Source organism: Bradyrhizobium sp. ISRA464, from assembly GCF_029910095.1.
GTDB lineage: Bacteria > Pseudomonadota > Alphaproteobacteria > Rhizobiales > Xanthobacteraceae > Bradyrhizobium.
Map to the genome: position 1 here is coordinate 7,400,750 of NZ_CP094526.1, position 26,110 is coordinate 7,426,859.

A 26,110-nucleotide genomic window follows, 5' to 3' on the forward strand; every position below is an offset into this window, starting at 1 on the left:
CACAAGGCTAAAACGCACACGCTTCGTTAGTCATTCTTAACAGCTGTTCATCTTCCACACGCTGAAGCGAGCGACACGCGCGAGATCGCAAGCGCGCGTTAGGGAAATTTGTCGCTATCGCAAAAAAAATCTTGCGCGACAAAGTCAAAAGACTTATTTCCTCGCTTGCCCAATTTCGCACGTGCCTGTGGTCGTGTGTCAGTCGGTAGGTATCCGGACAAGAGGCCGGACAGCCGCCAAGGGATGGAAGAACCGAGGGTCGCCGAGCAGGCGGCCAGCATCTCTCTCCAGGGATGCCGTTGAAGGTCTCGCCACTCCTTGCAACCGTGACTGGCAGCCGGAGGCGAACCGGCGCACCCCGCTCTCCACGGGGGACGCGACTTAAAGCAACGACGGATCGGGCTTTTTTGGTCTCTACCGGCAGTCCAACGCCGGCGCGGGCTACTGAAAAGGCTTGTCCTTCATTGCCAGGTGAGCGGGCGGGAGACTCTCCCAACCAATCCACGGCAGCACAGTCTGGTTTGAGTTTTTTGGCTTCGTTGCGCCTCCATCGCGCGACACGGCCAAAGCGCTCTTATCCGACGTCACGTTGAGCGGATCCCCGTCGCTGGGGCCGTTGGAGAGTGCCATGACTGAACGTATCCAGGAATTCCTGCGCAACCGCCGCAGCGAGGGCCTCGACACCGAGCCGTGCCTCGTCGTCGACCTCGAAGTCGTGCGCGACAACTATCAGAGCTTCGCCAAGGCGCTGCCGGACAGCCGCGTGTTCTACGCGGTGAAGGCGAACCCGGCGCCCGAGGTGCTGTCGCTGCTCGCCTCACTCGGCTCCTGCTTCGACACCGCCACCGTCGCGGAGATCGAGATGACGCTGGCCGCTGGTGCGACGCCGGACCGCATCTCCTATGGCAACACCATCAAGAAGGAGCGCGACATCGCGCGCGCCTTCGCGCTCGGCATTCGGCTGTTCGCGGTCGACTGCGCCGCCGAGGTCGAGAAGGTCGCTCGTGCCGCTCCCGGCGCCCGGGTGTTCTGCCGCATCCTCTATGACTGCGCCGGCGCCGAGTGGCCGCTGTCGCGCAAGTTCGGCTGCGATCCGGAGATGGCGGTGGAGGTGCTCGACCTCGCCAAGCGCCTCGGGCTCGATCCGTGCGGCATCTCGTTCCATGTCGGCTCGCAGCAGCGCAAGGTGAAGGCGTGGGACCGCGCGCTCGCCATGGCGTCGACCGTGTTTCGCGACTGCGCCGAGCGCGGCATCAACCTGACCATGGTCAACATGGGCGGCGGCTTCCCGACCAAGTATCTCAAGGACGTCCCCCCGGTCGTGCAGTACGGCCGGTCGATCTTCCGCGCGCTGCGCAAGCATTTCGGCAACCAGATCCCGGAGACGATCATCGAACCGGGCCGCGGCATGGTCGGCAATGCCGGCATCATCGAGACCGAGGTCGTGCTGATCTCGCGGAAGAGCGACGAGGATGAGGTGCGCTGGGTCTATCTCGACATCGGCAAGTTCGGCGGTCTCGCCGAGACCATGGACGAATCGATCCGCTACGCCATCCGCACCTCGCATGACGGGGCGGACATGACGCCGTGCGTGCTCGCAGGTCCGACCTGCGATAGCGCCGACGTGCTGTACGAGAAGCTGCCGTATCCGCTCCCGGTGACGCTCGAGATCGGCGACAAGCTGCTGATCGAAGGCACCGGCGCCTATACGTCGACCTACTCGTCGGTGGCGTTCAACGGCATTCCGCCGCTGAAGACCTACCACATCTGATCCGCCTCCTGTTCGAGGCCTGACGAACCGGGAGCCGGCCCGCCGGCTCCTTCCCTGACCATTTTCGAATCTCCGAACGACGCTTGCCGCGGCGTACCCATGCCGTTGCAAGCGGGGACTGACGTGCCATGACTGCAAAACGGAACACCCCCGTTGCCCTCATCCGGAATGCCGCTCCGTTCGCGATCCGTGCGGAGCGGGCATCGGACGTCGTCGCGCGCGAAGCGCTGCTGGATGCCTGCTTTGGCGAGAACCGCCATACGCGCACCTGCCAGCGCCTGCGTGACGGACGCGCGCCTGCCGCAGGCCTGAGCCTGTCGGCCGTGCGCCAGGACGGCCGGCTGGTTGGAACCGTGCGGTTGTGGCACGTCAGCGCGGGGGGCCGCAGCGCGCTGATGCTGGGGCCGCTGGCAGTTGACGACGACTGTCGCGGCCTCGGCGTCGGCGCTGCGCTGATGCAGCGCGCGCTGGCTGTCGCCAAGGCGCGCGGCCATGGCGCGGTGATCCTGCTCGGCGATGCCCCCTATTACGCCCGCTTCGGCTTCTCGACCGCCAAGACCGGCGCGCTCTCGCTGCCGGGCGCGTTCGAGCGCGAGCGGCTGCTCGCAATCGAGCTCGTTGACGGCGCCCTCGACGGCGCCTGGGGCATGATCACGCCGACCGGCGCGTTGCTGCCCAAGGCCAAGGCATCCCGCGCCCGCAACCGGGAGGCACCGCTCGCCGTGCCGCACGCGGCCTGAGGAGCCCGGTCGCCATGTCCGAGAACCTTCCCGCAACCGATGTCGCGCGCCCGCGCCTGCGCAGCCTCGTCACCACGGTCATGCTGGTCCTGATTTCAGTCATGATCGTCAGGGACATCCTGGTGCGGCGCTGGGCCGCCACGCCGCCGTCGCCACCCGACACCACGCAGCAGTCGCGCTGAACTGGCCCCGGGGGTTGCGCGGGCGCGCAGATTGCCCGTAAACCCCGCGCCAAGCCCCCTTTCAGTCGAGGTCCGAACATGCCCCGTCGCCTGATTTCCACAGGGTCGCCCTTTGAAAAGACTGCCGGCTACAGCCGCGCCGTGGTCGACGGCGACTTCGCCTTCGTCGCCGGAACCACCGGCTACGACTACGCCACGATGACCATGCCCGATGATGTCACGAGCCAGTCACGCAACTGCTTCAAGACCATCGAGGCAGCCCTCAAGGAGGGCGGCTTCGCGATGGCCGACATCGTCCGCGCGACCTACTACCTCACCGACGTCAACGGCGCGGACGCCCATTTCGCGGTCTGCGGCGAGGTTCTCGGCGACATCCGCCCGGCGGCGACGCTGCTGATCGTCGCGGGGCTCCTGAAGCCCGAGATGAAGGTCGAGATCGAAGTCACCGCGAAGCGACGCAACCCCTGATTCACTCTACCCGCCGCTAGGCACTCTCCTGGAGAAAATGATGAGCCCCTCCTCGCAGATCCACGCGAAAATTTCCGGCCCCATTGTCATGATCGGCTTCGGCTCGATCGGCAAAGGCACCTTGCCTTTGATCGAGCGCCATTTCGACTATGACAAGTCGCGCATCACCGTGATCGATCCTAAGGACGAGGGCCGCAAGGCACATTGCGAGAAGCACAATGTAAGGTTCATCCAGCAGGCCCTGACCAAGGACAATTATCGCGACTTACTGACCCCGCTGCTCACTGAAGGCGGCGGCCAGGGTTTTTGCGTCAATCTCTCGGTCGATACCGGCTCTACCGACATCATGGAGCTCTGCAACGAACTTGGCGCTCTTTATATCGATACCGTCAACGAGCCCTGGCTCGGCTTCTATTTCGATTCTTCGAAGGGCCCGGAAGCCCGCTCCAACTACGCCCTTCGCGAAGTGACGCTGGCCGCCAAGAAGGCGCGCCCCGCGGGCTCGACGACGGCCGTCTCGTGCTGTGGCGCCAATCCCGGCATGGTCTCCTTTTTCGTCAAGCAGGCGCTACTCAATGTCGCCGCTGATCTGAAGCTCAATGCTCCCAAGCCGAAGACCAAAGCCGAATGGGCGGACTTGATGCGGCAAGCTGGTGTCAAGGGCATCCACATCGCCGAACGCGACACCCAGCGCTCCAAGTCGCCGAAAGAGCCGGACGTCTTCGTGAACACTTGGTCGGTGGAAGGTTTCCTGTCGGAAGGCGTCCAGCCGTCCGAACTCGGTTGGGGCACCCATGAAAAATGGATGCCCGAGAATGCGCGTACCCACGAAGCTGGCTGCGGCGCCGCCATTTATCTGATGCAGCCCGGCGCCAACACGCGCGTGCGCACTTGGTGCCCGACCCGCGGCGCGCAGTATGGCTTCCTCGTCACCCACAATGAATCGATCTCAATCTCCGACTACTTCACGGTGCGCGACGCATCGGGCACGGTGATCTATCGGCCGACCTGCCACTATGCCTATCATCCGGCTGACGATGCCGTGCTGTCGCTGCATGAAATGTTCGGCCGCGCAACGAAGATGCAGGAAAAGCACCACATCCTCGATGAGAACGAAATCGTCGACGGCATCGACGAACTCGGCGTGCTGCTGTTCGGCCATGACAACAATGCCTACTGGTACGGCTCGCAGCTCTCCATCGAAGAGACCCGCAAACTCGCGCCCTATCAGAACGCCACCGGCCTGCAAGTGACCTCCGCCGTGCTCGGCGGCATGGTGTGGGCGCTGGAAAACCCGAACGAAGGCATCGTCGAAGCCGACGAGATGGATTTCGATCGTCTGCTGGAAATCCAGATGCCGTATCTCGGCCCTGTGAAGGGTTTCTACACCGACTGGACCCCGCTGACGGATCGTCCGGGACTGTTTCCGGAAGATATCGATACGAGCGATCCCTGGCAGTTCCGCAATGTTCTGGTGCGCTGATCGCGAAGCGCAGTCGATCGATCACAATGCCCGGCTTCGCGCCGGGCATTTTCTTTTCATGACCTATTTCGCCATGTAATCGAACGCCACACTGCCGAGACCGAGCGTCAGATCCGCCCGGTAGTGCAGCGCCGAGACCACCTCGCGCACCGGCAGGCGGGCGACATCGCAGAGCGCGTGGGGAAACAGGCCGAGCGCGGCCGGGCCGGTCCAGGCTTCCTTCAGCGTGATGTCCTCGAGGTAAAAGCGCACGAGCTCGCAGATCCGCGGGCTGCCGTCGACGTGCGGAATGATCTTGAGGATGAAGTTCGGGACCTTCATCGCGTCCAATAAAGTGTCGTGGTCGATCTTGCGATGCTTGTAGCCCATGGTCGCGGAGGCGCAGAGCACCGAGCCGTAATGCAGCGAGCCGACCAGCACGTCGCTTTCGACCTCGATCTTGGGCCGCGCCAGCTTCTTCGGAAATCCCCACAGCTCGCGCCCGCCGGCGATCGGGCCTTCGTCGTCGAGGTACATCGCGTGGGTGTAGGCGCCCTCCTCCCCCCTGAAGCGGACCGGGATCACCTGCCCGGTTTCGGTATAGTCGCCGAAGCCGGTCGAGTCGGGCATGCGGATGAATTCGTACTTCACCACCGGCTCCGCAACCTCGAGCGGCTCCGGCACGATGGCCGCGAGCGCCTCCGGATCGGTCTTGTAGGTGATGATGAAATATTCGCGGTCGAAGAACCGGTAGGGCCCCGGCGGGAACGACGGGTTGTGGTGAGCGGCATCGAATAGGCGTTGCGCCTGACGTCCTCGATCTTCATGGAATGCCCCATCTGGCGTTGCTGTGACGCCGGATTATGGGGCGGGCGAACGGCCGAGGCGAGACCGGAAAATCGGCATCGATCGTCAAATGCGCGTCACAATGCGCGGGCTCGCGAGCGGCCTATTTCTGCTTGATCGGCGGCGCGGTCTTCTCTGCGGGCGCCGGCGGCAGCACCGGCTTGGCGCCCTCCTTCTGCGCGTTAGGGTCCGGATGTGCCGGCTGCGGCGCCGGCGTGGTCGGACGCTCGCCACCGGGCTTCGATTCCGCCGGCGGCGCGGTCTTCTGTGGCTCCGGCGAAGGCTTCAGCGGTTGTGTCGCCTGCGCCATGTGCTCGGGAGCGGTCGCGTAGATCTCGCGCAGCGAAAGGCCCGATATCGCGACGCCTGCCGCCACCAGCCCGGCGGCGATCAGCATGTCCTTGCGCAACGTTCGCCTGGTATGATCCGCAGCCATCTCGTCAACTCGCGACTTGTACACGACGTCAACGATCCTGCTACGGCATGGTTCCGTGGCGTCAGACCCCTGGAACTCAGTCCGCAGTGTTGCTTTCCCAGGTCGCGTGACGCACGCCGGGCTGACGTTCGAGATCGGCGACGACGGTATTCAACTCGCTCGGATCGATCGCTGTCGAGACCAGCGTCGCAACGATCTCCAGAAGTCCGTCACTGACCTCGACCACGGCAACGTCGGCGACCGGATAGCTCGCCGCTTCGAGCTTCTCCACCAGGCGGTCGCGCATCGCGGGCAGCGCCTCCGTGGTCACCGCGACCTTGACGTAATAGGTCGCCTCCGAGGCCTTCTCGTCGAGCGGGATGCGGTTGATGGCATTGACGAGCGGACGCAGCAGCGTGTTGCCGGCGATCACGAAGACGGTCAGCGCCACCGCCTGCGCGACCAGGTCGGCACCGGCGCAGGAGCCGACCGCGGCCGAGGACCACAGCGTCGCCGCAGTGTTGAGGCCGCGCACGTCCATGCCCTGCTTCATGATGACGCCGGCGCCGAGGAAGCCGATGCCCGACACGACATAGGCGATCACCCGCACCGCGCCGTCGGCACCCGCGAGGTGCATCGCGAGGTCAACGAAGGCGGCAGCGCCGACCGCGACCAGCACATTGGTGCGCAGGCCCGCGGTACGCTGCCGGTACTGCCGCTCCGCCCCGATCAGCGTGCCGAGCACGAAGGCAGAAGCCAGACTGATCAGGGTGTCGATGAAGTCGGCGGTCTGAAACGTCGCAAGAAATCGCATGGCACCTGCCCGGCTGGATGCCGCGATCTCTTACATTTCCAGAATGCCCGCGTCACCATCTTCCGCGCCGAAGGCGAGCAGCGTGCCCTTGGCATTCCACGCCAGCCCCGAGACCGCCGCGCCGCCGTTCCTCCGCACCAGGATCTCGGCGCCGTCCTCGAGCCGGACCATCAGCACCGTGCCGTCGCTGTAGCCGACCGCCATGATGTCGTTCTTCGGATGGCAGGCGACCACAGCAACCCGCGCCGGCATCGGCGCCAGCATCGCCGGCTCCTTGCCCATCGGGCCGTCCTTGCTGGTGAACGGCCAGACGATCACGGTATCGGCGCCCGAGGTCGCGAGCCCCTTGCCGCCGGCGCTCCATGACATCGAGCGCACGCGGCCGGGATAGCCGCTCATCCGCATGTGCCTGTTGTCGGCGAGCCGCCAGCCATGCAGCGCGGGCTCGTGCATTGCCGTGACAAGGAATTTGTTGTCCGGGCTGAAGGTGACGGCGAGGTGCGAGCCGGCCCATTCTAGGAATTCCGGATTGGCGGCCATGTTGGGAAACCACAGCGTCACGCCGCCGTAATGCGCGATCGCGAGCCGCAGCCCCTTCGGCGCGAAGGCGAGCCCGCCGACCGTCGACGGCACCTCAAAGCTCTTGTCCTCGCCCTTGAGGCTGCGGACGAAGGCGGTCTTGCCCGCCGACCACGCCACCGTGCCGTCGGTATGCAGCGCCACGTTGTCGATCCAGCGCCGCTTGGCGTCGGTCGCGATCGTCGAGGTCTCGCCCTTCGCGTCTGTTACGATCAGCTTGCCGTCGTCACCGCCGGTAACGAGCCGCTTGCCGTCTGACGCCGCGCACAGGATGGCGCCGAAATGCGTCTGCACGCGGGTGATCTCGCCATCGGCGGTCGCGATCGCCACGCTTTCTTCCGCGCCGACGAAGAACGCGCGGTCGCCGAGGAAATGCACCGAACCGACGGCCGCGCCGAGCGGGAGCAGCTTGACGCGGTCGGTGATCGAAACGATGGAGGGCCCGTCGGGCGCGTCGAAATCGCTCATCACGTGGTGATGCACTGCTCGAAGCCGTCGCGGATCGCCTGTTCGGGCAGATCGCGACCGATGAACACGACCCGGCTTTCGCGCTTCTCGCCGTCCTTCCATTTCCGCTGGTGATCGCCCTCCAACATCATGTGGACGCCCTGGAAGACGTAGCGGTCGTCATCACCGGTGAAAGCGAGGATGCCCTTCGAGCGCAGGATCTTCTGGCCCTCGGTGGCGACGAGCTGCTGCAGCCACGGCATGAACTTGGTCGGATCGAGCGGCTTCTCGGAGCGCAGCGACAGCGAGTGCATGTCCTCGTCGTGATAGTGCTTCAGCCTGCCATGGTCGTGATCATGATGGTGGTGATGATCATGGTCGTGATGGTGATGATCGTGATCGTGATCGTCGTCGGCCTCGAGGAAGTCCGGCTCGATCTCCAGGATGCGGTCGAGATCGAATGCGCCGCGCTCCAGCACATCGGTCAGCCCCACCTGGCAACGCTCGGTGCGGTGCAGCTTGGCATAGGGGTTGATGCCGCGGATGCGGGCCTCGACCTCGGCGAGTTCGGGCTTCGAGACCAGATCGGTCTTGTTCAGCACGATGACATCGGCGAAGGCGATCTGGTTCTTGGCCTCGGGCGCGTCCTTCAGGCGATCGCTCAGCCATTTGGCATCGGCTACCGTCACGACGGCATCGAGCCGGGCATTCTTCTGCACGTCCTCGTCGACGAAGAAGGTCTGCGCGACCGGCGCCGGATCGGCAAGCCCCGTGGTCTCGACGATGATGGCGTCGAACTTGCCCTTGCGCTTCATCAACCCGTCCATGATGCGGACGAGGTCGCCGCGCACGGTGCAGCAGACGCAGCCATTGTTCATCTCGAACACTTCTTCGTCGGCGCCGATGATGAGGTCGTTGTCGATGCCGATCTCACCGAATTCGTTGACGATCACGGCGTATTTCTTGCCGTGGTTCTCCGACAGGATGCGGTTCAAAAGCGTGGTCTTCCCGGCGCCGAGATAGCCCGTCAGCACGGTCACAGGAATCTTTTGCGATGCTTCAGCCATAACAACTCCGAGGAACTTGAAAGGCGCTCAACCCAGGCAGGGAGGCCCCTGCCCTAGTCGGCGAGCGCGCTGGTCAGGGCCTTTATATTGTGCCTGACCATGTCAATGTAAGTGGGGGCGTCGCCGTTTTCGCCCGTCAGACTGTCGGAGTAAAGGGTCCCGCCGATCCTGGCGCCGGTCTCGGCGGCGATCTGCCGGATCAGGCGCGGATCGCTGATATTTTCGAGAAAAACTGCCGGAATTTTCGCAACCTTGATCTGGGCGATGATAGCGGCGATATCGCGCGCGCTGGGCTCGGCATCCGTGGAGACGCTGAGCGGCGAGAAAAATGTGACCCCGTAGGTGTCGGCGAAATAGCCGAAGGCGTCGTGGGTGGAGATCACCTTGCGCCGCTCCTGCGGTATCTTCTCCACCGCCTCGCGCACCTCACGGTCGAGTGCCTCCAGCTTGGCCAGATAGGCGTCGGCATTGGCCTTGAAGACGTCGGCCTGGTCGGGGGCCACGGCGATCAGCCCGTCGCGGATATTGATGACATAGATCTTCGCGTTGGCCACCGATTGCCAGGCATGCGAATCGTCATGGCCGCCCATCTTCCGCGGCATGATGCCCTTGGTCGCCACCGTGATCGGCGCCTTGCTGCCGGAAGCCTGCAGCAACCGCGGCAGCCAGCCCTCGAAGCCGAGGCCGTTGATGACCAGGAGGCGGGCGTCGGCGACCTTCTTCGCGTCCGCGGGCGTCGGCGCGTAGACATGCGGGTCGCCGTCGGGCCCGACGAGTGCAATGACATTGACGCGGTCACCTCCGACATTCCGGACCATGTCGGCAAGGATCGAGAAGCTCGCAACGACGTTGATGCGTCCCTCGGCGCGCGCCGCACCGCTCGCCAGCACCAGTGCCAGACCGATCATCCCCACCAACTTGCGCATCGCCGTCACGCCTCGAGATGCCGGCCGGGGAAGAGCTGCCGCACCAGTCCGCTGACATTGCCGAACAGCAGCGAGGCGACATAGAGCCCCGCCGCCACCAGGATGATCGCCGGGCCGGACGGAATCCGTGTCTGATACGACAGCACGAGCCCGGCATAGCCCGACAGCATGGCGCTGGCGACCGCGATGCAGATCATCGTGGTGATGTCGCGCGACCAGAACCGCGCGATGCCGGCAGGCAGGATCATTAGCCCGACGCCGAGCAGCGTGCCGAGCGCATGGAAGCCGTTGACGAGGTTGATCACGACCAGCGCGAGGAAGGCGAGATGCGCCGGCGCGCCGGCCCGGCTCACGGTGCGCAGGAACACCGGATCGACGCATTCGATCACCAGCGGACGGTAGATCACCGCGAGCACCAGAAGCGTGAGGGTGGCGTTGAAGGCGATCACCAGCAGCGTCTGGTCGTCCATCGCCAGGATGTTGCCGAACAGCACGTGCAGCAGGTCGATATTGGTGCCCTTGATGGAAACAATGGTGACGCCGAGCGCGAGCGAGACGAGATAGAAAGTTGCGAGCGAAGCGTCTTCCTTCAATTCGGTGTTGCGGGCGACGAGGCCCGCGAGCAGCGCCACGGCAAAGCCCGCGATCAGGCCGCCGGTCGTCATCGCAAACAGATTGAGCCCCGACAGCAGGAAGCCGATCGCAGCCCCCGGCAGGATCGCATGCGCCATGGCGTCGCCGACCAGGCTCATCCGCCGCAGCATCAGGAACACGCCGATCGGCGCGCCGCCGAGCGACAGCGCGATCACGGCCGCGAGCGCGCGGCGCATGAACTCGAATTCAGTGAACGGGCCGATCAGCGCATCGTAGATCATGGCAGTCAGGCGGCCCTCGAGCGCGGATCGACCGCGCAGGCGGCGGCGCTGTCGTCGAAGGCCTCGCACATCCGCATCGCGACCGTCAGGTTTTCCGGCGTCAGCGCCTGCGCGGTCGGGCCCCATTCGACCGGCCCGCGGGCCAGCAGCAGCGTCTCAGGGAAGTTGTTGCGCACCATGTCGAGGTCGTGCAGCGCTGCCAGCACCGTGCGCCCTTCGGCATTCCAGTGCTTGACCAGCGCCAGCAGGTCGGCGGTCGTCTTGGCGTCGATCGCGTTGAACGGCTCGTCGAGCACGATCAGGCGCGCATCCTGCAACAGCACGCGGGCAAACAGCATGCGCTGCATCTGCCCGCCGGAGAGCGTGCCGATCGGCCGGTTCTCGAAGCCGTTGAGGCCGACCGCGGCGAGCGCCAGCAAAATCCGCTCGCGCGCCGCCTTGCCCATGCCGCCGAAGAAGCCGGTGCTGCGCCACAGCCCGGTGCCGACGAAGTCGAACACCGAGATCGGGAAGCTGCGGTCGATATCCGCGGTCTGCGGCAGATAGGCGATATCCCTGTGCTCGATTCCGTCGAGATCGATCCCGCCCGACAACGGCGTCAGCACGCCGGCGACGCCGCGCAAGAGCGTCGACTTGCCGGCCCCGTTCGGACCGATCACGGCGAGCAACGCACCAGGCTCGACCTCGCCGTTGAGGTGATGCACCGCCGGGTGGCGGTCATAGCCGAGCGTGACATCGCGGAATGTAACGAGCGGAGCCACGGATCACCTCATCGCCAGCCAGACAACGGCCCACAGGCAGGCGCTCACCGCGATTGCCGCGGATAGCCGGGCCGGCACGGTCATGCGCAGGATCGACCAATGCGTGACCTGCGCCGGATGCGGCGACGCCGGGCCATGGCTGTGCCCGTGGGGATGGGCGTGGCCGTGGTGGGCGTGATCGTGGGGATGCGCGTGTGCCATCAAGATAGTGTTATATTATAACATAACGCGAGTCCACAAAGCGGAACCATCATGGCTGGCAGGCAAAATCGTGAGAGATTCGAACTGTGCCGACAGAGCGACGGCCTCGTCTACACCTTCGTGCGGTCCGGCCGCATGGAACCGTCGGTTGCCAGTGCTAGGACCTCTGGATCGAGCACCGGCCGGACTGGGGCTAGGGGGTCTGGGACGCGGTGAGCCAATCCTGCACGGGCGGGCCCTGGAACGTGCTGCCGGCCGATCAGGACGACCATCCGCCCCCGCATCTCGTAAGCGGACCAGCGCCCCATCCACCACCGTCGTCCCGGCGAAGGCCCATAGGCGCTAAGATAGTTGGATTGCTTGATAGCGACGCTTGTGTCTGGGCGGCTCGCGGAGGTGCCGCCGGAGCGTGGAGCGGAGTCTGCGGAGGCAAGCGATTGCGGGCTGGGGAATGATGGCTTGCCGTAGCGAAGCGACGAGCTGGTGCAGGAGACGCCACGCCCCTGGGCGGGTCAGGCGGCGTCGGCCAAGCGGGGAGAGTCCTCGAGTTCGTCGACGAGCGGCTCGAGCAGAAGAATGATCAGCAGATGGGCAAGGATATGGGGTCTGGCGGATCGCTCGTCAGTTCCGGGCGGCCCCTTCAGGCCAATCAAGCTTTTCAGCCGCTTGAAGCCGAGCTCGATGCGCCATCGTAGCCGATAGAGGGCGAAAATGTCGGCAGTCGTGAAGTCCTTTGGTTTGAGTGAGGTCACCAGGATCACCCAATCTGCGGCGTCCAGTGTTTGCCTGGAGAGCTGATGGCCTCCCTTTTGTGCGGTCCGGCGTGCCTTGCGTCGCGCAGCCGCGGCAGCTTGCGCCGGCTTCCTGATCGCAACCAGACGCATGGCGAGCGGCACGCCAGACCTGCGTTTTATCCAGATCGGCCGATCGATCATGCCGCCTGCCGTGGCTTTGCGCAGTTCGGCCGTGAGATCAACCAGACCACCTTCGGCATCAAGCCAACGCGCACTCTTCCAGCCGGACCGGATCACGAAGTCCGCACCGGCATCGAGCAGACGTGCCATGCGCTCGGGCTGCAGATAGGCGCGATCGGCAAGACGGATTTCGCCGGCAACCGCCGGTATCCGATCCAGCGTCTCGCCCCCGCGCTCATCAGTCAATTCGAAGTGACCAAAACGCTCCCGCGGAAGATCGAACGCACTGTGGACACGCCACACCGCGTTCTTGTTCCTGCCGCTCGTCCCAGCCTTGGGGACCGTCGTGGCGTCAACAATGCGGATCAGGCGACCGCGGCTCGCCTTCGGTGCACCGCTCACAAGCGCTTGGCCTACCAGGCGCGCCAGCCAATCCCCGCATTGACGCAAGCGATACAACAGAGCCACGTTGGAGATATCGACAAGGCCCACCGAGGTTGCCCATGCCGTCGTCAACCGCAGACCCCTCTCGCCGAGACAGTACGCCAGGATCAGACGCAGCAAATCGACCGCATTGCTAATCTCTCGCGGGCGGACAAACGCCTTCGTCTCGCGGGCGCTGACCTCGAGAGCATCGGCCCCGCCAAGCCGCGCAACAACATGCGCCCAGTCTTCGTTCACAAGCGATTCGTGTCTCATCCCATCTTGGAATCACAAGCAAATCCAACGCGCAAATCCTATTTTAGCGCCTATGGGCGAAGGCCGGGACCCATACGCCGAGGCCGGAGTTGTGAACAGGACTCGTCGTTCCGGCGTCGCACAACTATGACCATTCGTGGTTATGGGTCCCGGCCTTCGCCGGGACGACATTGGATGTGTGGCGCCGCTTGTGGGTCACACGTCCGCATTCTCGCGGCGCGCAGCGTCCGAGGTTGCCTTTCGTTTCGCCCTCTCGTTGAACAGAGGGCGCAGGGAAAGCCGGGTGCCGATCGCACCCATGGGTCCCGTGCAAATGGAAAGCACGGGAGGTAGGACCACAGGTGAAACCGAAGAACACTCCGGCTTTCCCTGCGCGATGGCTTACGGCTTATACGTGCTCTCCCCGGCGAGACTGGGCTTTGTTGTCACCGTCATCAGCAGAGGCATAGCCTCTTGCTGATGAGACACCTGCCACTAGGGCGTCAGGCCTGCACGACTTCACCGTCCGCCTTACGCGCACTCGTCAGTCGCGCACTCGGCGTCCACCGCATCTCGACCCAACACTCGTGACGATCGCGAAGCGCCCCTCAAGCGGGTGAGACGGGCCATTCATACACCGAGTTGCATTTCTGTAAAACGGAAATATTTTTGCCACAGGGGCTTGCCACGTCGGGCAACTCAGTGATTGGCGCGTGAGGAAGACACCGGCGGAAGGGTTCCCTCTCCCCTTGCGGGAGAGGGTTAGGGAGAGGGGTGGTCACACGACGCGCCTCTCCGTATCGGTTTTGGACGACAAGCGAACGAATTTGCGAGAAAGCTGCCCGCATCGAACAACTCAGCCCGGCGACGTACCCCTCTCCCCACCCTCGAGAGCGAGCTTCGCTCACCTCGGTCCCCACAAGGGGGGAGGGTGCCTGAACAGCGTGCTCACCTTACCATCATTCCGGACTCGTGCTTCGCACGCCCCGGAATAACGAAGCAATTCGCTCACGCCTCGCGCGCATAGCTCTTCAATCGCGCTTCGAGCACGGCAATTACCTGATCTCGGATCGGATCGCGCGAACCCTTCAGCCACGCGACTGCGAGCGGCAGGTGGCCTGCACTGCCGCCACGCTTCAGCCTAAGCGGCACGAAGCGGACGCCGGGGATCGCCATCCGTGAGGTCCAGCGCGGCACGATGGCCACGCCGAGCCGCGCCGCGACCATGTTGACGATGGTCTGCTTCTCGTCGGCGATCTGGTGGATGCGCGGCGTCAGCCCGGCCTCGTCGAACAGTTTGACGGTGAGATCATGGCTGTGCGGCCGCGAGCGGCGCGCCGGCACGATCAAGGGCTGGTCCGCGATATCGGCCAGCGACATCACCGGCCGCCGCGCCAGCGCATGCTTTCGCGACACGGCGACCACCGCGGTCTCCTGCAGCAGCGACACAAACTCGATGCGCTTGTCAGGCCGCTCCGGCGGACGCACGAAGGCGAGATCGAGCGCACCGGAGAGCAGCTTCGGCAACAGCCGGATGGTCTTCTCTTCGAGAAGCTGCACGGCGATGTCGGGATGCGCGCTGCCGACATCGCGCAAGAGAGGCGGCAGCAGACCGGCTGCGGCACTGTCGATGGCGCCGATCCGGAACCGCCGCGTCGACGGCCTGCGCAGGCGCTTGCGGAAGCCGTCCTCGATCGCCTCCGCACGGGTCAACAGCGCGCGCCCTTCGCGCAGCAGTACGGCCCCGTCCTCAGTCAGCGACACCGCGCGCGTGGTCCGCGCGAACAGCCGCGCGCCGAGGTCTTCCTCCAAGAGCTTGATGTGACGGCCGAGCGCCGAAGGCAGCATCTGCAGGCGCTGCGCGGCACGGCCGAAATGCAACTCCTCGGCGGCGGCCACGAAGCAGCGGAGCTGATGCAGTTCCAAACGCGTGACTCCTTACGACACGACAAGCATTGACAGGCCGATGCCCTCTTCCTCCGTCATGGCCGGGCAAAAGCGCGAAGCGCGTCTTCGCGCCAGAGGTCCCGGCCATCCACGTCTTTCTCTTACGCGGCCAAGACGTGGATGCCCGGCACAAGGCCGGGCATGACGGACGCCTGGTAGGAAAGCTGGCCCGATTATATCATTTTTTGTATAAATCCGCGCGGGTTGAATGCAAAGGGCGCCCCCTTCTAGGCTTGCCGTTGGCGCGCAAGGTGCGCCATGGAACGTGATGAAGTCAGGTCCGACCACGGCAGGACTGCGCTCCCTCTCCCGCTTGCGGGGCGCGACGAGCGACGCTCGCGCGGGGAGGGTTGGGGTGGGGGCTCTCTCCACGAGTCGTACTGTGGAGAGAGCCCCCACCCGTATTGCATCTTCGATGCAATACGGCCTCCCCCGCAAGCGGGAGAGGCGAAGTGGAGGCTGCGGATACTCCGCCTGACCCACACTTATCGCGTGCCAAGAAGAACACCAACCCGAGGGAGGCCCATGGCCGGCGAGCTTCAGACGCGCGTGCTGCGCAAGATTTCACTGCGCATCGTTCCATTCATCATGCTGCTGTACTTCGTGGCCTTCATTGACCGCGTCAACATCGGCTTCGCGTCGCGGACCATGAACAAGGACATCGGCCTGTCGCCGACGGTGTACGGCTTCGGTGCCGGTATCTTCTTCTGGGGCTACTTCCTGTTCGAGGTGCCATCCAACATCATCCTGCACAAGATCGGCGCGCGGATCTGGATCGCACGGGTGATGATCACCTGGGGCCTCGTCTCGGCCGCGATGGCGCTGGTGCAGGGCGCGACCAGCTTCTATGTGCTGCGCTTCCTGCTCGGCGCCGCGGAGGCCGGCTTCTTCCCCGGCATCATCCTTTATCTCTCCTACTGGTTCCCGGCGCGTCAGCGCGCGGCCGTCACCGCGCTGTTCATGGCGGCGGCGCCGCTGTCGACCGTACTCGGCTCGTCGGTATCAGGCGCGCTGCTCGAAATGGACGGGCTGCTCGGCTTTAAGGGCTGGCAGTGGCTGTTCGTGCTGGAAGCGGTACCGGCCGTCATCCTCGGCTTCGTCGTGCTCGGTTTCCTCACCGACCGGCCGGAGCAGGCCAGATGGCTTGCCGACGACGAGCGCGACTGGCTGGTCAAGACCATGAAGGCGGAGAACGACGGCAAGGCCGCGACCGCAAGCCACAGCATCTGGCGCGGGCTCGCCGATCCGCGCGTGCTCGCGCTGTCGCTGGTCTATTTCGGCACCTCGGCCGGGCTCTATACGCTCGGGGTGTGGGCGCCGCAGATCATCAAGCAATTCGGCCTGTCGTCGCTTGCGGTCGGCTTCCTCAACGCGGTGCCCGCGACCGTCGCCGTGATCGCCATGATCCTGTGGGCGCGGCATTCGGACCGCACCGGCGAGCGCACCTGGCACGTGGTGATCGCCTGCCTGATCGCCGCTGCCGGACTTGCGCTGGCGGGATTGTGGACCGGGCTTGCCGCCGTGATCGCGGCGCTGACCCTGGTCAATATCGGCATCTCCTCGTCGAAGCCGCCGCTGTGGAGCATGCCGACCATGTTCCTGTCGGGCTCGGCCGCTGCCGCCGGCATCGCCACCATCAACTCGATCGGCAATCTCGGCGGCTTCGTCGGGCCTGCGATGATCGGCTGGATCAAGGAGCGGACCGGCAGTTTCGACGGCGGCCTCTATTTCGTCGCCGGCCTGCTGGTGCTCTCGGCCGTGCTCACGCTGCTGCTGTCGCGGGCCAACACCAAAGCGAACGTCGCCCATCAACCATCACCTGCCCGGTCCCACTGACCACACTCGCAATCAGGAGATTTTCATGCGCACCCATTCCATCGCCGCCATCCCCGCCGACGGCATCGGCCCCGAAGTGATTTCCGCGGGCGTCCGCGTGCTGGAGGCTTTGGCAAAACGCACCGGCGACATCAGCTTCAACGTCAAGACCTTCGACTGGGGCTCGGACTATTACAAGAAGCACGGCGTGATGATGCCGGCGGATGGCCTCGCCGAGCTGAAAAAGTTCGACGCGATCTATTTCGGCGCGGTCGGCGCGCCCGACGTGCCCGATCACATCACGCTGTGGGGCCTGCGCCTGCCGATCTGCCAGGGCTTCGACCAGTACGCCAATGTGCGGCCGACCAAGATCCTGCCCGGCGTCGCCTCGCCGCTGCGCAATGCCGGCGTCGGCGATCTCGACTGGGTGATCGTGCGCGAGAATTCCGAAGGCGAATATGCCGGCATGGGCGGCCGAGCGCACAGGGGCCTGCCGGAAGAGGTCGGCACCGAAGTGGCCGTGTTCACCGCGTCGGCGTGACGCGGATCATGCGCTACGCGTTCCAGCTCGCGCAGTCGCGGCCGCGCAAGCTGCTCACCGTGGTCACCAAGTCGAACGCGCAGCGTCACGGCATGGTGATGTGGGACGAGATCGCGGCCGAAATCGCCGCGGAATTCCTCGACGTGACCTGGGACAAGATGCTGGTCGACGCCATGACGGTGCGCATGACGCTGCATCCGAAGAGCCTCGACACCATCGTCGCCACCAACCTGCACGCCGACATCCTGTCCGATCTCGCCGGCGCGCTGGCCGGCAGCCTCGGCGTCGCGCCGACCGGCAATATCGACCCGCAGCGCCGCTTCCCCTCGATGTTCGAGCCGATCCACGGTTCGGCCTTCGACATCACCGGCAAGGGCATCGCCAATCCGGTCGCCACCTTCTGGACCGGCGCGCAGATGCTGGAGCATCTCGGCGAGAAGGACGCCGCGGCGCGGCTGATGGCCGCAGTCGAGAAAGTGTGCGCGGCCGGCGTGCTGACGCCCGACGTCGGCGGACGTGCGACCACGAAGGAAGTCACGGATGCCGTGATCGACGCGATTCACGGATCGAATGTGTGAGGGTGCTGCGGCGTTAGCTATCCGCGAACTCCGTTCGCCTCTCCTGCTTGCGGGGGAGGCCGGATCGCATTTGCGATGCGATCCGGGTGGGGGCTGTGTCCGCGATACGACTCGTGGAGAGAGCCCCCACCCCACCCTCGAGAGCGAGCTTCGCTCGCCTCGGCCCCCCGCAAGCGGGAGAGGGAGCCCGAGCAGCGTGCGCACCTTACGACGTTGCCACTCCCCAAAACGCAAACCGCCCGCTTGCGTGGGGCAAGCGGGCGGCTCGCGGCCGTTCAGGTGCTATGGGGGCACATCGCCTGAAGGCTCAGGTCTTCCGCGTGACGCTCAACCCTGCGGCGGCTGCGGCGGCTCGGGCGGCTGATCGTTCGGCGGAGTCGGACGGGTGCGGTGCTGCGCCATGAAGGCGTCGAACTCTTCCTTGTCCTTGGCGTGGCGCAGACGGCTCAGGAAATCCTTGAACTCCTTCTGCTCCTCTTCCAGACGGCGCAGCGTCTCGGCGCGATACTCATCGAAGGCGCGGTTGCCGCTCGTGGGCGGGCCGAAGCCCCAGCCGAAGCCGCGGCGCTCCATGCGGTCGCGCATGCGGTCCACCTTGTACTGCATCCGCTCCATCTTGTTCTGCCAGCGATCCATATCGTGGTGACTCCAACAGGCCATTTTTCTGCTCCCGAGTGTGAAAAGGAGAAGGGCGAGACCGATCGGCCACCAGATCATGAAGCCGAGGATGATCAGGGCGATCTTCAGGGGATGCCACGGCGCCCAGTACACGTGCATGTGCGGGGGGTGCGATTCATCGACGGGGCCGCGCCAGCGATTGACATCAGCGGTGTAGGCCATTGACCTTCTCCATCACGGCATCACGCCGTTGTGAATGTAAATAACATTTACATACGTAGCCGATCCCTTCGGAAAGTCAAGCAGCGCGGATGACGCACCCCTGGGATTATTTTTGGAACCTTATTTCGGCTTGCCCCAGGGACCAGCGGGCTTTTGCTCGGCCGCCGCGGTGTCGGCCCTGCGATCCGTCGGGAAGCCGAGGCCGCGCAGATAGATCAGCACTTCGGCTTCCAGCAATTCCTCCGGCGACATCGGCAGCTTGCGCCGCGCGGCATCGCCGCGGCCGAACAGCGAGGCCACGCCGTGCGACATCGCCCAGATGTGCAGCGCCATCATCATCGCCGGCGGACGCGGCATGCCGGGCGGCGCCAGCGCCGCGAGCCGCTCGGCGGCGGCGCGGATGATCGCGAAGGCGCGCTCGCTCGCAGCCATCAATGTCGGGTTGGCATCGGGCGGCAGCCCGGATTCGAACATCGCCGAGTAGAATGCGGGCTCCTCGCGCGCGAAGGCGAGATAGGCCTTGCCGACGCGCTCGAATGCCGTGACGGTGTCGGGGCGCCCGTCGTCCCAGGCCGCTGTCAGCAATGCCTCGAACTGCTCGAAGCCGCGCTGCGCGATGCTGGCGAGCAATTCCTCACGGTCGCGGAAATGCCGATAGGGCGCGGCGGGGCTGACGCCGGCCATGCGCGCGGCGTCGGCGAAGGTGAAGCCGGCCGGCCCCTTCTTCGAGATCAGGTCGAGCGCGGCCTGCAGCAGCGCTTCCTTGAGATTGCCGTGGTGATAGCCGCGCTCGGTGCGGCCCTGGTCCTTGCTCCAGCTCATGTGAATAACTTTTACATGAGCCGGCCGCAAAGGTCACTAGCGGCGGGACGCGGTCTTCATCAAGATCAGCGGACCGCTCCTGCTGTCGATGCCGAGTTAGCGTCCCGGGATCGGCAGCACGGGCATGATCTCGACCGCCTCGCCGGGGAAGATCGTGAAGTGCGGGTGGTTCTCGAACAGTTTTGCGGCGGCCTCGTGCGAGGCGGCGCGCACCACGGTGAAGCCCGTCATCGCGTTGGTGATGTCGGCGATCGCGTTGGCGTCGACCTTCTTGGTTTTGCCGAGCGGACCGCCCATCTCGACGATCGCGTCGTGATGCTTCTCGACCCAGGCGCCCCAGGCGGCCATGCCCTGCTGCTCCTTGGCGCGCCGCTCGGCTTCCGGCATCTTGTTCCAGGCTTCCATGCGCGGGCCGCCCTTGCTGCCGAGATAGATGGCGAGGAATGTGTTGGTCGTGCTCATGTGCTGCTCCGTTGCGGTTGGTGGATTGACGATCGGTCGGTGAATCAGCGCAGCGCCTTGCCCCAGCCGCCCTGCGGATGCTCGAAGGTGGCGGCGGCCTGTTGGACCTCCTCGGAGAAATCCCCGATCTCCTGTACCTGGCGAATCTCGATGATCTCGTTGCCGGAGGCCGGGCACTGCTTGGCCCATTCGATCGCCTCGGCGCGCGAGGCAACCTCGATCATCCAGAAGCCGCCGATCACCTCCTTGGACTCGGTGAACGGACCATCGGTGACCACGGGCGTGCCGGTCGCGAACGAGACGCGCGCGCCGGTGGCCGGCGGATGCAGGCCTTCGAGCGTGATCAGCACGCCGGCATCCTTCAGCGCCTGATTGTATTTCATCATCGCGGCGACGCGCTCGGGGTCGAGGTCGAGCTTGGCCGGCGCGCTCTCATAGCCGAGCGGGATCATCAACATCATGAAACGCATTGCATGGCACCCTTTGGTTTGACGTCGGTCCGGTTCGAACCCGGACCGGCTCTCGGATGTAAGACGGCCGGGGTTTTGCACAACCGACACGTGGCGGGAAATAATTTCGCACGTCATTGACTTTGGCCTGCACAATCGGCATGGACACCGCCCTCAGCGATCCTGCCGGACCAGCGCACCGTCCTGGTGCGAGGGGCCGAAATAGACGTCGATGCGCTTCACCTTGTCGCCGTCGAACACGAAGAACTCGGTGTTGCGAAAGCTCTTGCCGTCCTTGGCGACGCAGCGATAGGTGACGAAGACCTCACCTCCCTCGACCATGATCCGCTCGATCTCGTGGCGGCTGATCCAGTCGCTGCTGCGCCAGCACTCGGCGAAATATCTCGGCTTGTCGATGTTCTCGCCGTAGGGCGTATTGAAACGGAAGTCGTCCGCGAACGCCTGCTCGACCGTCCTGCGATCGTCGGCGAGATAGGCGGCGAAGATTGCACGGACGATCTCGGCCTTGTTGCCAGCTGCAGCCATGTCGTCTCCACATGCTCGGCCGCGCGCGATCCGGCGGGACGATTCCGCCGGATCGCGGGCCTCGGGTGGAAGACGAACGGAACCGGCCGATCAAGACAACCGGGCCGGATTTTTTTGGGCCCGATTGGACCTCAGGTCTGCATGACCTCAGCTCTCTTTGGGGAACATGCCGAAATAGGGCTCGGCCTCCCGGAGGACGCGCGCGAAGGACGGCCGCGCTTTCAGCCGCTCCAGATAGGCGGCCAGGTGCCGATGGGCATCGTCGAACGCCGAGACCTTGTTGCCGTAGAACAGCGCCGGCGCGGCGGAGCAATCGGCCAGGGTGAAGCTGTCGCCCATCATCCAGCCGCCATGCGCGAGCTGCTGGTCCAGCATCGCATAGCAGGTACGGAGCTGCGCCCGCGCCTCCGCCACGCCATGCGGGTCCTTCTTGTCCGCCGGGCGAAGCCGGTCGCCGACGATCTTCTGCATCGGCAGATGAACGTAGAGGTCGAGGACGCGGTCGCGCAGCCGGGTCTTGAGCGCGAGGTCGGGATCCTCGGGAATCAACCGCGTGGCAGCAGGGTAATGCCGGTCGAGATATTCGATGATGATGCTGGATTCCGGTACCGTCTCTCCCCTCGCCGCGTCGCTGAGCACGGGAAAGCGGCCGATCGGCGATATCCGGAGCAGCGCCGCGCGCTGGTCGGGATCGCCGAGATTGACCAGGTTCGGCGTGAACGGCGCGCCGTTCTCGTAAAGCGCGACGAGCGCCTTCCAGCAGAACGAGGACAGCGGGTGGTAATGCAGTGTCAGCGACATCGGAGCTCCATCATCAGGTCAGCGGCCACAGGACGAACCGGAGGCGGCCGCGCCGACATCCCGTGGTGCAATTATTTTTGCGGCCGGATGCTGGGTGAGAGAGCAAACCGGCCGCTGAAATTGGAGACAATGTCGCACGGTTGACATCGCAGGATAAAGGTCGCAGACGCTGCCTTGATCGCAAGCAGACGCCGCTCGCCCGAACAATGGACCGCATCATGACCTCGTCTCCCTCCAAAGTCGCACTCGTCACCGGCGCCGCTCGCGGCATTGGGCTGGCCGCGGCGAAGCGCTTTCTCGCCGAGGGTTGGCGCGTTGCGCTGCTCGATATCGAGGGCGCGTTGCTGGACAGCGCGGTCGCGGCGCTGAAGAAAGGTGACGACACGCTGGCGCTGACCTGCGACGTCTCCGATGCCGACGGCGTCGCGGCGGCGATCGCTTCGATCAATCGCCACTTCGGCCGGCTCGACGCGCTCGTGAACAACGCCGGCGTTGCCGTGTTCGCGCCGGTGCTGGAGACCTCGGACGCCGACTGGAGCCGCATCATGGCGGTCAACCTCACCGGGCCGTTCCTGTGCACCAAGGCGGCCGCGCCCCTGATGCGCGAGCACGGCGGCGGCGCGATTGTCAACATCACCTCGATCTCGGCGGTGCGCGCCTCGACGCTGCGCTCGGCCTACGGCACCAGCAAGGCGGGGCTTGCGCATCTCACCAAGCAGCTCGCAGTGGAGCTCGCTTCGCTCGGCATCCGCGTCAACGGCGTCGCGCCGGGGCCGGTCGAGACCGCGATGGCCAAAGCGGTGCACACGCCGGCGATCCGCGCCGACTATCACGACGCGATCCCGCTGAACCGCTACGGGCTGGAGGAGGAGCTGGCGGACGCGATCTTCTTCCTGTGCTCGGATCGCGCCAGCTATATCACCGGACAAATTCTCGCCGTCGACGGCGGCTTCGACGCCGCCGGCATCGGCCTGCCGACGCTGCGCGGCCAGCGGCGGAACGGGTAGCGACCACGCAAATCCTCTCGCCGTCATTGCTGTCGCGCAGCAACCGGGCCGTGCCCCTTCGAGGCTCGCTCCGCTCGCACCTCCAGCGACAACGGCAAAGCCGTTGCGCGGGGGGGGGGGGACGGGAATGATGGCGCCCGAATTGCTCTACCGCTGATTCACCGCGACCACGCGCCACGCGTTGGAGAGCCGGTCGATCCGCGTCAATGACAGTGGATCGATCACAAAGCGCAGCGCGGTCTCGGGCGCGAGATCGAGCGCGATCGCAAGGATCGCGCGGATGGTGCCGGAATGCACCACCAGCACCGCGTCGCCCGCCGGCAGGCGCGCAAGCCCTGCCCGCGCGCGCGTGATCTGATCGGCAAAGCTCTCGCCGCCGGGCGGCCGGTTGCGGCCCGGCGCGCTCCAGAACGCGCGATAGGCCGCGCCGGGCTCGGCCTCGAGCTCGCTGTGCCGCCGTCCGGTCCAGTCGCCAAAATCCTGCTCGCGGAAAGCCTCGTCCTCGATCGCGTCAAGGCCAAGCCGGACCGCGGTCTCGCGCGTGCGCCGCGCCGGGCTGCAGACGGCGAAGGCACCGGCCGGCAGCCGCGCCTGCAATGCTGCGAATGTCGCGGCAGCGCCGAGATCGGCCGGCGCATCGGGCGCGTGGATCACGCCGCGCGGCCCGTCGACCGGCGCGTGGCGGATCAGCCAGAGATGCGTTTCGCCAGGCATTGCGCTCACCCGAGCCGCGCCGCGAGCAGCACCAGGATCGCGGTCTCCGCAACCTGCTCAGCGCCGCCGAGCACGTCGCCGGTCTGGCCGCCGATGTGCCGTTTTGCCAGCAATGCGACGACGCATGCGCCGGCGCCTGCCGCGATCGCCGCCAGCAGCGCATCGGAGAAGCGTAACGACAGCAGGGCAATCGCCAGCGCGATGGCGGCCGCGACCGCCGCAATCGCGGCGTCGGGCCGGCCGGCATTGGCCGCGAGCCCATCCTTGCGCGCGTAAGGCAGGCTGATCGACAGCCAGGGCAGCACGCCGCGGCCGAGCGCATGCGCGGCGATCAGGCTCTGCACGACGGCGCCATCGGGGATCGCCGCCACCGCCGCGACCTTGGCAGTAAAGCTCACCACCAGTGCCAGCGCGCCATAGGTGCCGAGCCGGCTGTCGCGCATGATCTCGAGCTTGGCGGCGGTATCGCGGCCGCCGCCAAAACCGTCCGCGACATCGGCCAGCCCATCCTCGTGCAGTGCGCCGGTCAGGAGCGCGCCGCCGCCGAGCGCGAATGCCGCGGCCGCCAGATCCGGCACGCCGGTCACGCGCAGGAGCAGGCAGACGAGCCCGATCGCCGCCCCGATCAAGGCGCCGACCAGCGGAAAGAGCCGCTGCGCCCGCACGAAAAATTCCGGCCGCGCACCATCGGGATGCGGCATTGGCAGGCGGGTCAGAAAGCCGGTGGCTATCCTGAGATCCTGGAGCCATTGATCCATGGTAGCGGCCTGTAAATTGAATTAGCTTGCGGCCCCGCTCGACGAGGGAATCGCATGCAGTTCAACACTCTAGACGACATCCGCAGCTTTTGTCGCGACCTCCCCGGAGGCGACGATGGATGCGCGGAGGCGGCCGCACGGCGCCAGCAGAACCTGACCAAGCCGCCGGGCAGCCTCGGGCGCCTGGAGGACCTCGCGATCTGGCTGGCACGCTGGCAGCGGCGTGAGCTGCCCCGGCTCGATCGCGTCACCATCGCCGTGTTCGCCGGCAATCACGGCATCGCCGAGCGCGGCGTCTCCGCCTATCCGTCGGAGGTCACCGCGCAGATGGTGGCGAATTTCGCGGGCGGCGGTGCTGCGATCAACCAGATCGCCAGGCTCGCCGGTGCCGAGTTGCGCGTCGAGCCGATCGAGCTTGGGCGGCCGACGCGCGATTTCACGATTGCGCCGGCCATGGACCCGGCCGATTTCCTTATGGCCCTCGACACCGGCTGGCGTACGGTGCCCGACCAATCCGACCTGCTGGTGCTGGGCGAGATGGGCATCGCCAATACGACGGTGGCCGCGACACTCTGCGCGGCGTTGATGGGCGGACGCGGCGCGCGCTGGGCCGGCCGCGGCACCGGCGTCGACGATGCGGGCCTGCAGCGCAAGCGCGTCACCATCGATGCGGCGCTGAAATTCCATCACGGCCTGCTCGACGATCCGCTGGCGGTCGCAATGTCGCTCGGCGGCCGCGAACTCGCGGCCATCGCGGGCGCCGTGCTGGCGGCTCGGGCCAGGCGCATTCCGGTGCTGCTCGACGGCTTCGTGTCGACCTCGGCGGTGTTGCCGCTGGCGCGGCTCGCGCCCGATATCCTTGCGCATTGCCGGGCCGGGCATGTGTCGGCCGAGCTCGGCCATCGCGAATTGCTGCGCGAGCTCCAACTTGTTCCCCTTCTCGATCTCGACATGCGGCTCGGCGAGGCTTCCGGCGCCGCCGTTGCGATCCTGCTCCTGCGCGCGGCGCTCGCCTGTCACGGCGGCATGGCGACCTTTGCCGAGGCCGGCGTCTCCGGCGCCGACTGAGGGGACGCTGCCGAACCGTTCTCCCGGTTCATATGGACCAAATCTGTCCGCAGCCTGATTTTTGCCCGAGACGGGGTATCGGTCTTGATGATGCCCCGATCCGCGCGCATGTCTTCGCGCAACAGATGCGGTGCGACCCTGATCGCACCGGCGGGGAGGATTGCGCTGATGAAGATGCTTCTCGCTGCGGCCGGCCTCTGTGCAACGGTTGCCTCCGCGCATGCCGAGGTGCGCATTCTTGCAAGCCCCGGCGGACCGGTCGGCCCCTTTATCGAACTGTTCGACAAGGTTCGCGAATCCGGAGAGCGCGTGGTGATCGACGGTCCGTGCCTGTCGGCCTGCACGCTGGTGCTCTCGATGGTGCCGCACGACCGCATCTGCGTGACGCGGCGCGCCGTGCTCGGCTTCCACGCTGCGCGCTCGATCGACGGCCGCGGCCGGACCTATGCGGAGCCCGAAGCATCGGAAGCGGTGCTGGAGGCCTATCCGCAACCGGTGCGCGGCTGGATCATCCGCCGCGGCGGACTGAGCTCGCGACTGCTCCTGCTGCGCGGCCGCGAGCTCGCGGCTCTCTATCCGCGGTGCCGATAGCTCGCGTCTTGCCGTCTCTCTTGAC

The 26,110-nt window shown here is 65.7% G+C and carries 27 protein-coding genes and 2 pseudogenes; 10 read left to right on the forward strand and 19 right to left on the reverse strand.

Annotation, left to right across the window (positions count from 1 at the left end; genetic code table 11):
- Positions 1-628: 628 nt before the first annotated feature.
- From MTX19_RS34200 to MTX19_RS34220, 5 genes are all read left to right on the forward strand, one after another.
- Positions 629-1,771 carry a type III PLP-dependent enzyme gene (locus MTX19_RS34200; RefSeq protein ID WP_280981142.1) on the forward strand — a complete coding sequence of 381 codons (1,143 nt, stop codon included), beginning with the start codon at positions 629-631 and terminating at the stop codon, positions 1,769-1,771.
- A 128-nt stretch (positions 1,772-1,899) separates the two neighbouring features.
- Complete coding sequence (locus MTX19_RS34205; protein WP_280981143.1) at positions 1,900-2,511, forward strand: N-acetyltransferase; 612 nt, start codon at positions 1,900-1,902, stop codon at positions 2,509-2,511.
- Positions 2,512-2,525: 14 nt separating this feature from the next.
- Positions 2,526-2,693 (forward strand): hypothetical protein, encoded by a 168-nt coding sequence (locus MTX19_RS34210; RefSeq protein WP_280981144.1) that lies wholly within the window; start codon positions 2,526-2,528, stop codon positions 2,691-2,693.
- 78 nt (positions 2,694-2,771) lie between these two features.
- Positions 2,772-3,161 carry a RidA family protein gene (locus MTX19_RS34215; RefSeq protein ID WP_280981145.1) on the forward strand — a complete coding sequence of 130 codons (390 nt, stop codon included), beginning with the start codon at positions 2,772-2,774 and terminating at the stop codon, positions 3,159-3,161.
- 40 nt (positions 3,162-3,201) lie between these two features.
- A complete protein-coding gene (locus MTX19_RS34220) occupies positions 3,202-4,644 on the forward strand; it encodes a homospermidine synthase (RefSeq protein WP_280981146.1) in 1,443 nt (480 codons plus the stop codon).
- A 63-nt stretch (positions 4,645-4,707) separates the two neighbouring features.
- Here the strand turns inward: MTX19_RS34220 and MTX19_RS34225 are convergent.
- The 11 genes and pseudogenes from MTX19_RS34225 to MTX19_RS34275 all read right to left on the reverse strand — a co-directional run bounded on the left by MTX19_RS34225 (position 4,708) and on the right by MTX19_RS34275 (position 15,072).
- Positions 4,708-5,450, reverse strand: a pseudogene (locus MTX19_RS34225) (acetoacetate decarboxylase).
- Positions 5,451-5,572: 122 nt separating this feature from the next.
- On the reverse strand, positions 5,573-5,905 hold the full coding sequence (locus MTX19_RS34230; RefSeq protein ID WP_280981147.1) for a hypothetical protein: 333 nt from the start codon (positions 5,903-5,905) through the stop codon (positions 5,573-5,575).
- 76 nt (positions 5,906-5,981) lie between these two features.
- Positions 5,982-6,698, reverse strand: a complete 717-nt coding sequence (locus tag MTX19_RS34235) for an MgtC/SapB family protein (protein WP_280981148.1) — start codon at positions 6,696-6,698, stop codon at positions 5,982-5,984.
- 30 nt (positions 6,699-6,728) lie between these two features.
- Complete coding sequence (locus MTX19_RS34240; RefSeq protein WP_280981149.1) at positions 6,729-7,745, reverse strand: WD40 repeat domain-containing protein; 1,017 nt, start codon at positions 7,743-7,745, stop codon at positions 6,729-6,731.
- Positions 7,745-8,791 carry a GTP-binding protein gene (locus tag MTX19_RS34245; RefSeq protein ID WP_280981150.1) on the reverse strand — a complete coding sequence of 349 codons (1,047 nt, stop codon included), beginning with the start codon at positions 8,789-8,791 and terminating at the stop codon, positions 7,745-7,747. Before MTX19_RS34245 ends, MTX19_RS34240 begins: the two co-directional genes overlap by 1 nt.
- A gap of 53 nt (positions 8,792-8,844) precedes the next feature.
- Positions 8,845-9,717 carry a metal ABC transporter substrate-binding protein gene (locus MTX19_RS34250; protein WP_280981151.1) on the reverse strand — a complete coding sequence of 291 codons (873 nt, stop codon included), beginning with the start codon at positions 9,715-9,717 and terminating at the stop codon, positions 8,845-8,847.
- 5 nt (positions 9,718-9,722) lie between these two features.
- Complete coding sequence (locus MTX19_RS34255) at positions 9,723-10,592, reverse strand: metal ABC transporter permease (RefSeq protein WP_280981152.1); 870 nt, start codon at positions 10,590-10,592, stop codon at positions 9,723-9,725.
- 5 nt (positions 10,593-10,597) lie between these two features.
- Entirely contained in the window at positions 10,598-11,353 is a 756-nt protein-coding gene (locus MTX19_RS34260; RefSeq protein ID WP_280981153.1) for an ABC transporter ATP-binding protein, read from the reverse strand.
- Positions 11,354-11,356: 3 nt separating this feature from the next.
- Positions 11,357-11,554, reverse strand: a complete 198-nt coding sequence (locus MTX19_RS34265; protein ID WP_280984976.1) for a hypothetical protein — start codon at positions 11,552-11,554, stop codon at positions 11,357-11,359.
- Positions 11,555-12,066: 512 nt separating this feature from the next.
- Positions 12,067-13,149 carry a transposase gene (locus MTX19_RS34270; RefSeq protein ID WP_280985685.1) on the reverse strand — a complete coding sequence of 361 codons (1,083 nt, stop codon included), beginning with the start codon at positions 13,147-13,149 and terminating at the stop codon, positions 12,067-12,069.
- Between the two features lie 1,005 nt (positions 13,150-14,154).
- Positions 14,155-15,072: a LysR family transcriptional regulator gene (locus MTX19_RS34275; RefSeq protein WP_280981156.1), complete on the reverse strand. Its 918-nt coding sequence runs from the start codon at positions 15,070-15,072 to the stop codon at positions 14,155-14,157.
- Between the two features lie 546 nt (positions 15,073-15,618).
- Here MTX19_RS34275 and MTX19_RS34280 point away from each other — a divergent pair.
- Positions 15,619-16,929 carry an MFS transporter gene (locus MTX19_RS34280; protein ID WP_280981157.1) on the forward strand — a complete coding sequence of 437 codons (1,311 nt, stop codon included), beginning with the start codon at positions 15,619-15,621 and terminating at the stop codon, positions 16,927-16,929.
- A gap of 25 nt (positions 16,930-16,954) precedes the next feature.
- Positions 16,955-18,027, forward strand: a pseudogene (locus MTX19_RS34285) (tartrate dehydrogenase).
- A gap of 327 nt (positions 18,028-18,354) precedes the next feature.
- Here the strand turns inward: MTX19_RS34285 and MTX19_RS34290 are convergent.
- The 6 genes from MTX19_RS34290 to MTX19_RS34315 form a co-directional block, all read right to left on the reverse strand.
- Positions 18,355-18,867, reverse strand: coding sequence for a DUF2852 domain-containing protein (locus MTX19_RS34290; protein ID WP_280985686.1), 513 nt, complete (start codon positions 18,865-18,867; stop codon positions 18,355-18,357).
- A 120-nt stretch (positions 18,868-18,987) separates the two neighbouring features.
- The gene (locus MTX19_RS34295; RefSeq protein WP_280981158.1) at positions 18,988-19,689 is read right to left on the reverse strand and encodes a TetR/AcrR family transcriptional regulator; all 702 of its coding nucleotides are present in this window, start codon (positions 19,687-19,689) and stop codon (positions 18,988-18,990) included.
- Positions 19,690-19,785: 96 nt separating this feature from the next.
- A complete protein-coding gene (locus MTX19_RS34300; RefSeq protein ID WP_280981159.1) occupies positions 19,786-20,151 on the reverse strand; it encodes a hypothetical protein in 366 nt (121 codons plus the stop codon).
- A gap of 44 nt (positions 20,152-20,195) precedes the next feature.
- Positions 20,196-20,621 carry a YciI family protein gene (locus tag MTX19_RS34305; RefSeq protein ID WP_280981160.1) on the reverse strand — a complete coding sequence of 142 codons (426 nt, stop codon included), beginning with the start codon at positions 20,619-20,621 and terminating at the stop codon, positions 20,196-20,198.
- A 153-nt stretch (positions 20,622-20,774) separates the two neighbouring features.
- The gene (locus MTX19_RS34310) at positions 20,775-21,146 is read right to left on the reverse strand and encodes a nuclear transport factor 2 family protein (RefSeq protein WP_280981161.1); all 372 of its coding nucleotides are present in this window, start codon (positions 21,144-21,146) and stop codon (positions 20,775-20,777) included.
- Positions 21,147-21,293: 147 nt separating this feature from the next.
- Positions 21,294-21,947 (reverse strand): glutathione S-transferase family protein, encoded by a 654-nt coding sequence (locus MTX19_RS34315; protein ID WP_280981162.1) that lies wholly within the window; start codon positions 21,945-21,947, stop codon positions 21,294-21,296.
- Positions 21,948-22,165: 218 nt separating this feature from the next.
- On the opposite strand from MTX19_RS34315, the gene MTX19_RS34320 reads away from it, so the two are divergent.
- Positions 22,166-22,954: an SDR family oxidoreductase gene (locus MTX19_RS34320; protein ID WP_280981163.1), complete on the forward strand. Its 789-nt coding sequence runs from the start codon at positions 22,166-22,168 to the stop codon at positions 22,952-22,954.
- A 147-nt stretch (positions 22,955-23,101) separates the two neighbouring features.
- On the opposite strand, the gene MTX19_RS34325 is transcribed toward MTX19_RS34320, so the two are convergent.
- Entirely contained in the window at positions 23,102-23,668 is a 567-nt protein-coding gene (locus tag MTX19_RS34325) for a histidine phosphatase family protein (protein ID WP_280981164.1), read from the reverse strand.
- A gap of 5 nt (positions 23,669-23,673) precedes the next feature.
- Entirely contained in the window at positions 23,674-24,426 is a 753-nt protein-coding gene (cobS, locus tag MTX19_RS34330) for an adenosylcobinamide-GDP ribazoletransferase (RefSeq protein ID WP_280981165.1), read from the reverse strand.
- A 54-nt stretch (positions 24,427-24,480) separates the two neighbouring features.
- Between cobS and cobT the strand changes: the two genes are divergently transcribed.
- Both cobT and MTX19_RS34340 read left to right on the forward strand, forming a co-directional pair.
- Positions 24,481-25,494: a nicotinate-nucleotide--dimethylbenzimidazole phosphoribosyltransferase gene (gene cobT, locus MTX19_RS34335; protein WP_280981166.1), complete on the forward strand. Its 1,014-nt coding sequence runs from the start codon at positions 24,481-24,483 to the stop codon at positions 25,492-25,494.
- Positions 25,495-25,662: 168 nt separating this feature from the next.
- Positions 25,663-26,085, forward strand: a complete 423-nt coding sequence (locus MTX19_RS34340) for a hypothetical protein (RefSeq protein ID WP_280975677.1) — start codon at positions 25,663-25,665, stop codon at positions 26,083-26,085.
- The last annotated feature ends 25 nt before the right edge of the window (positions 26,086-26,110 follow it).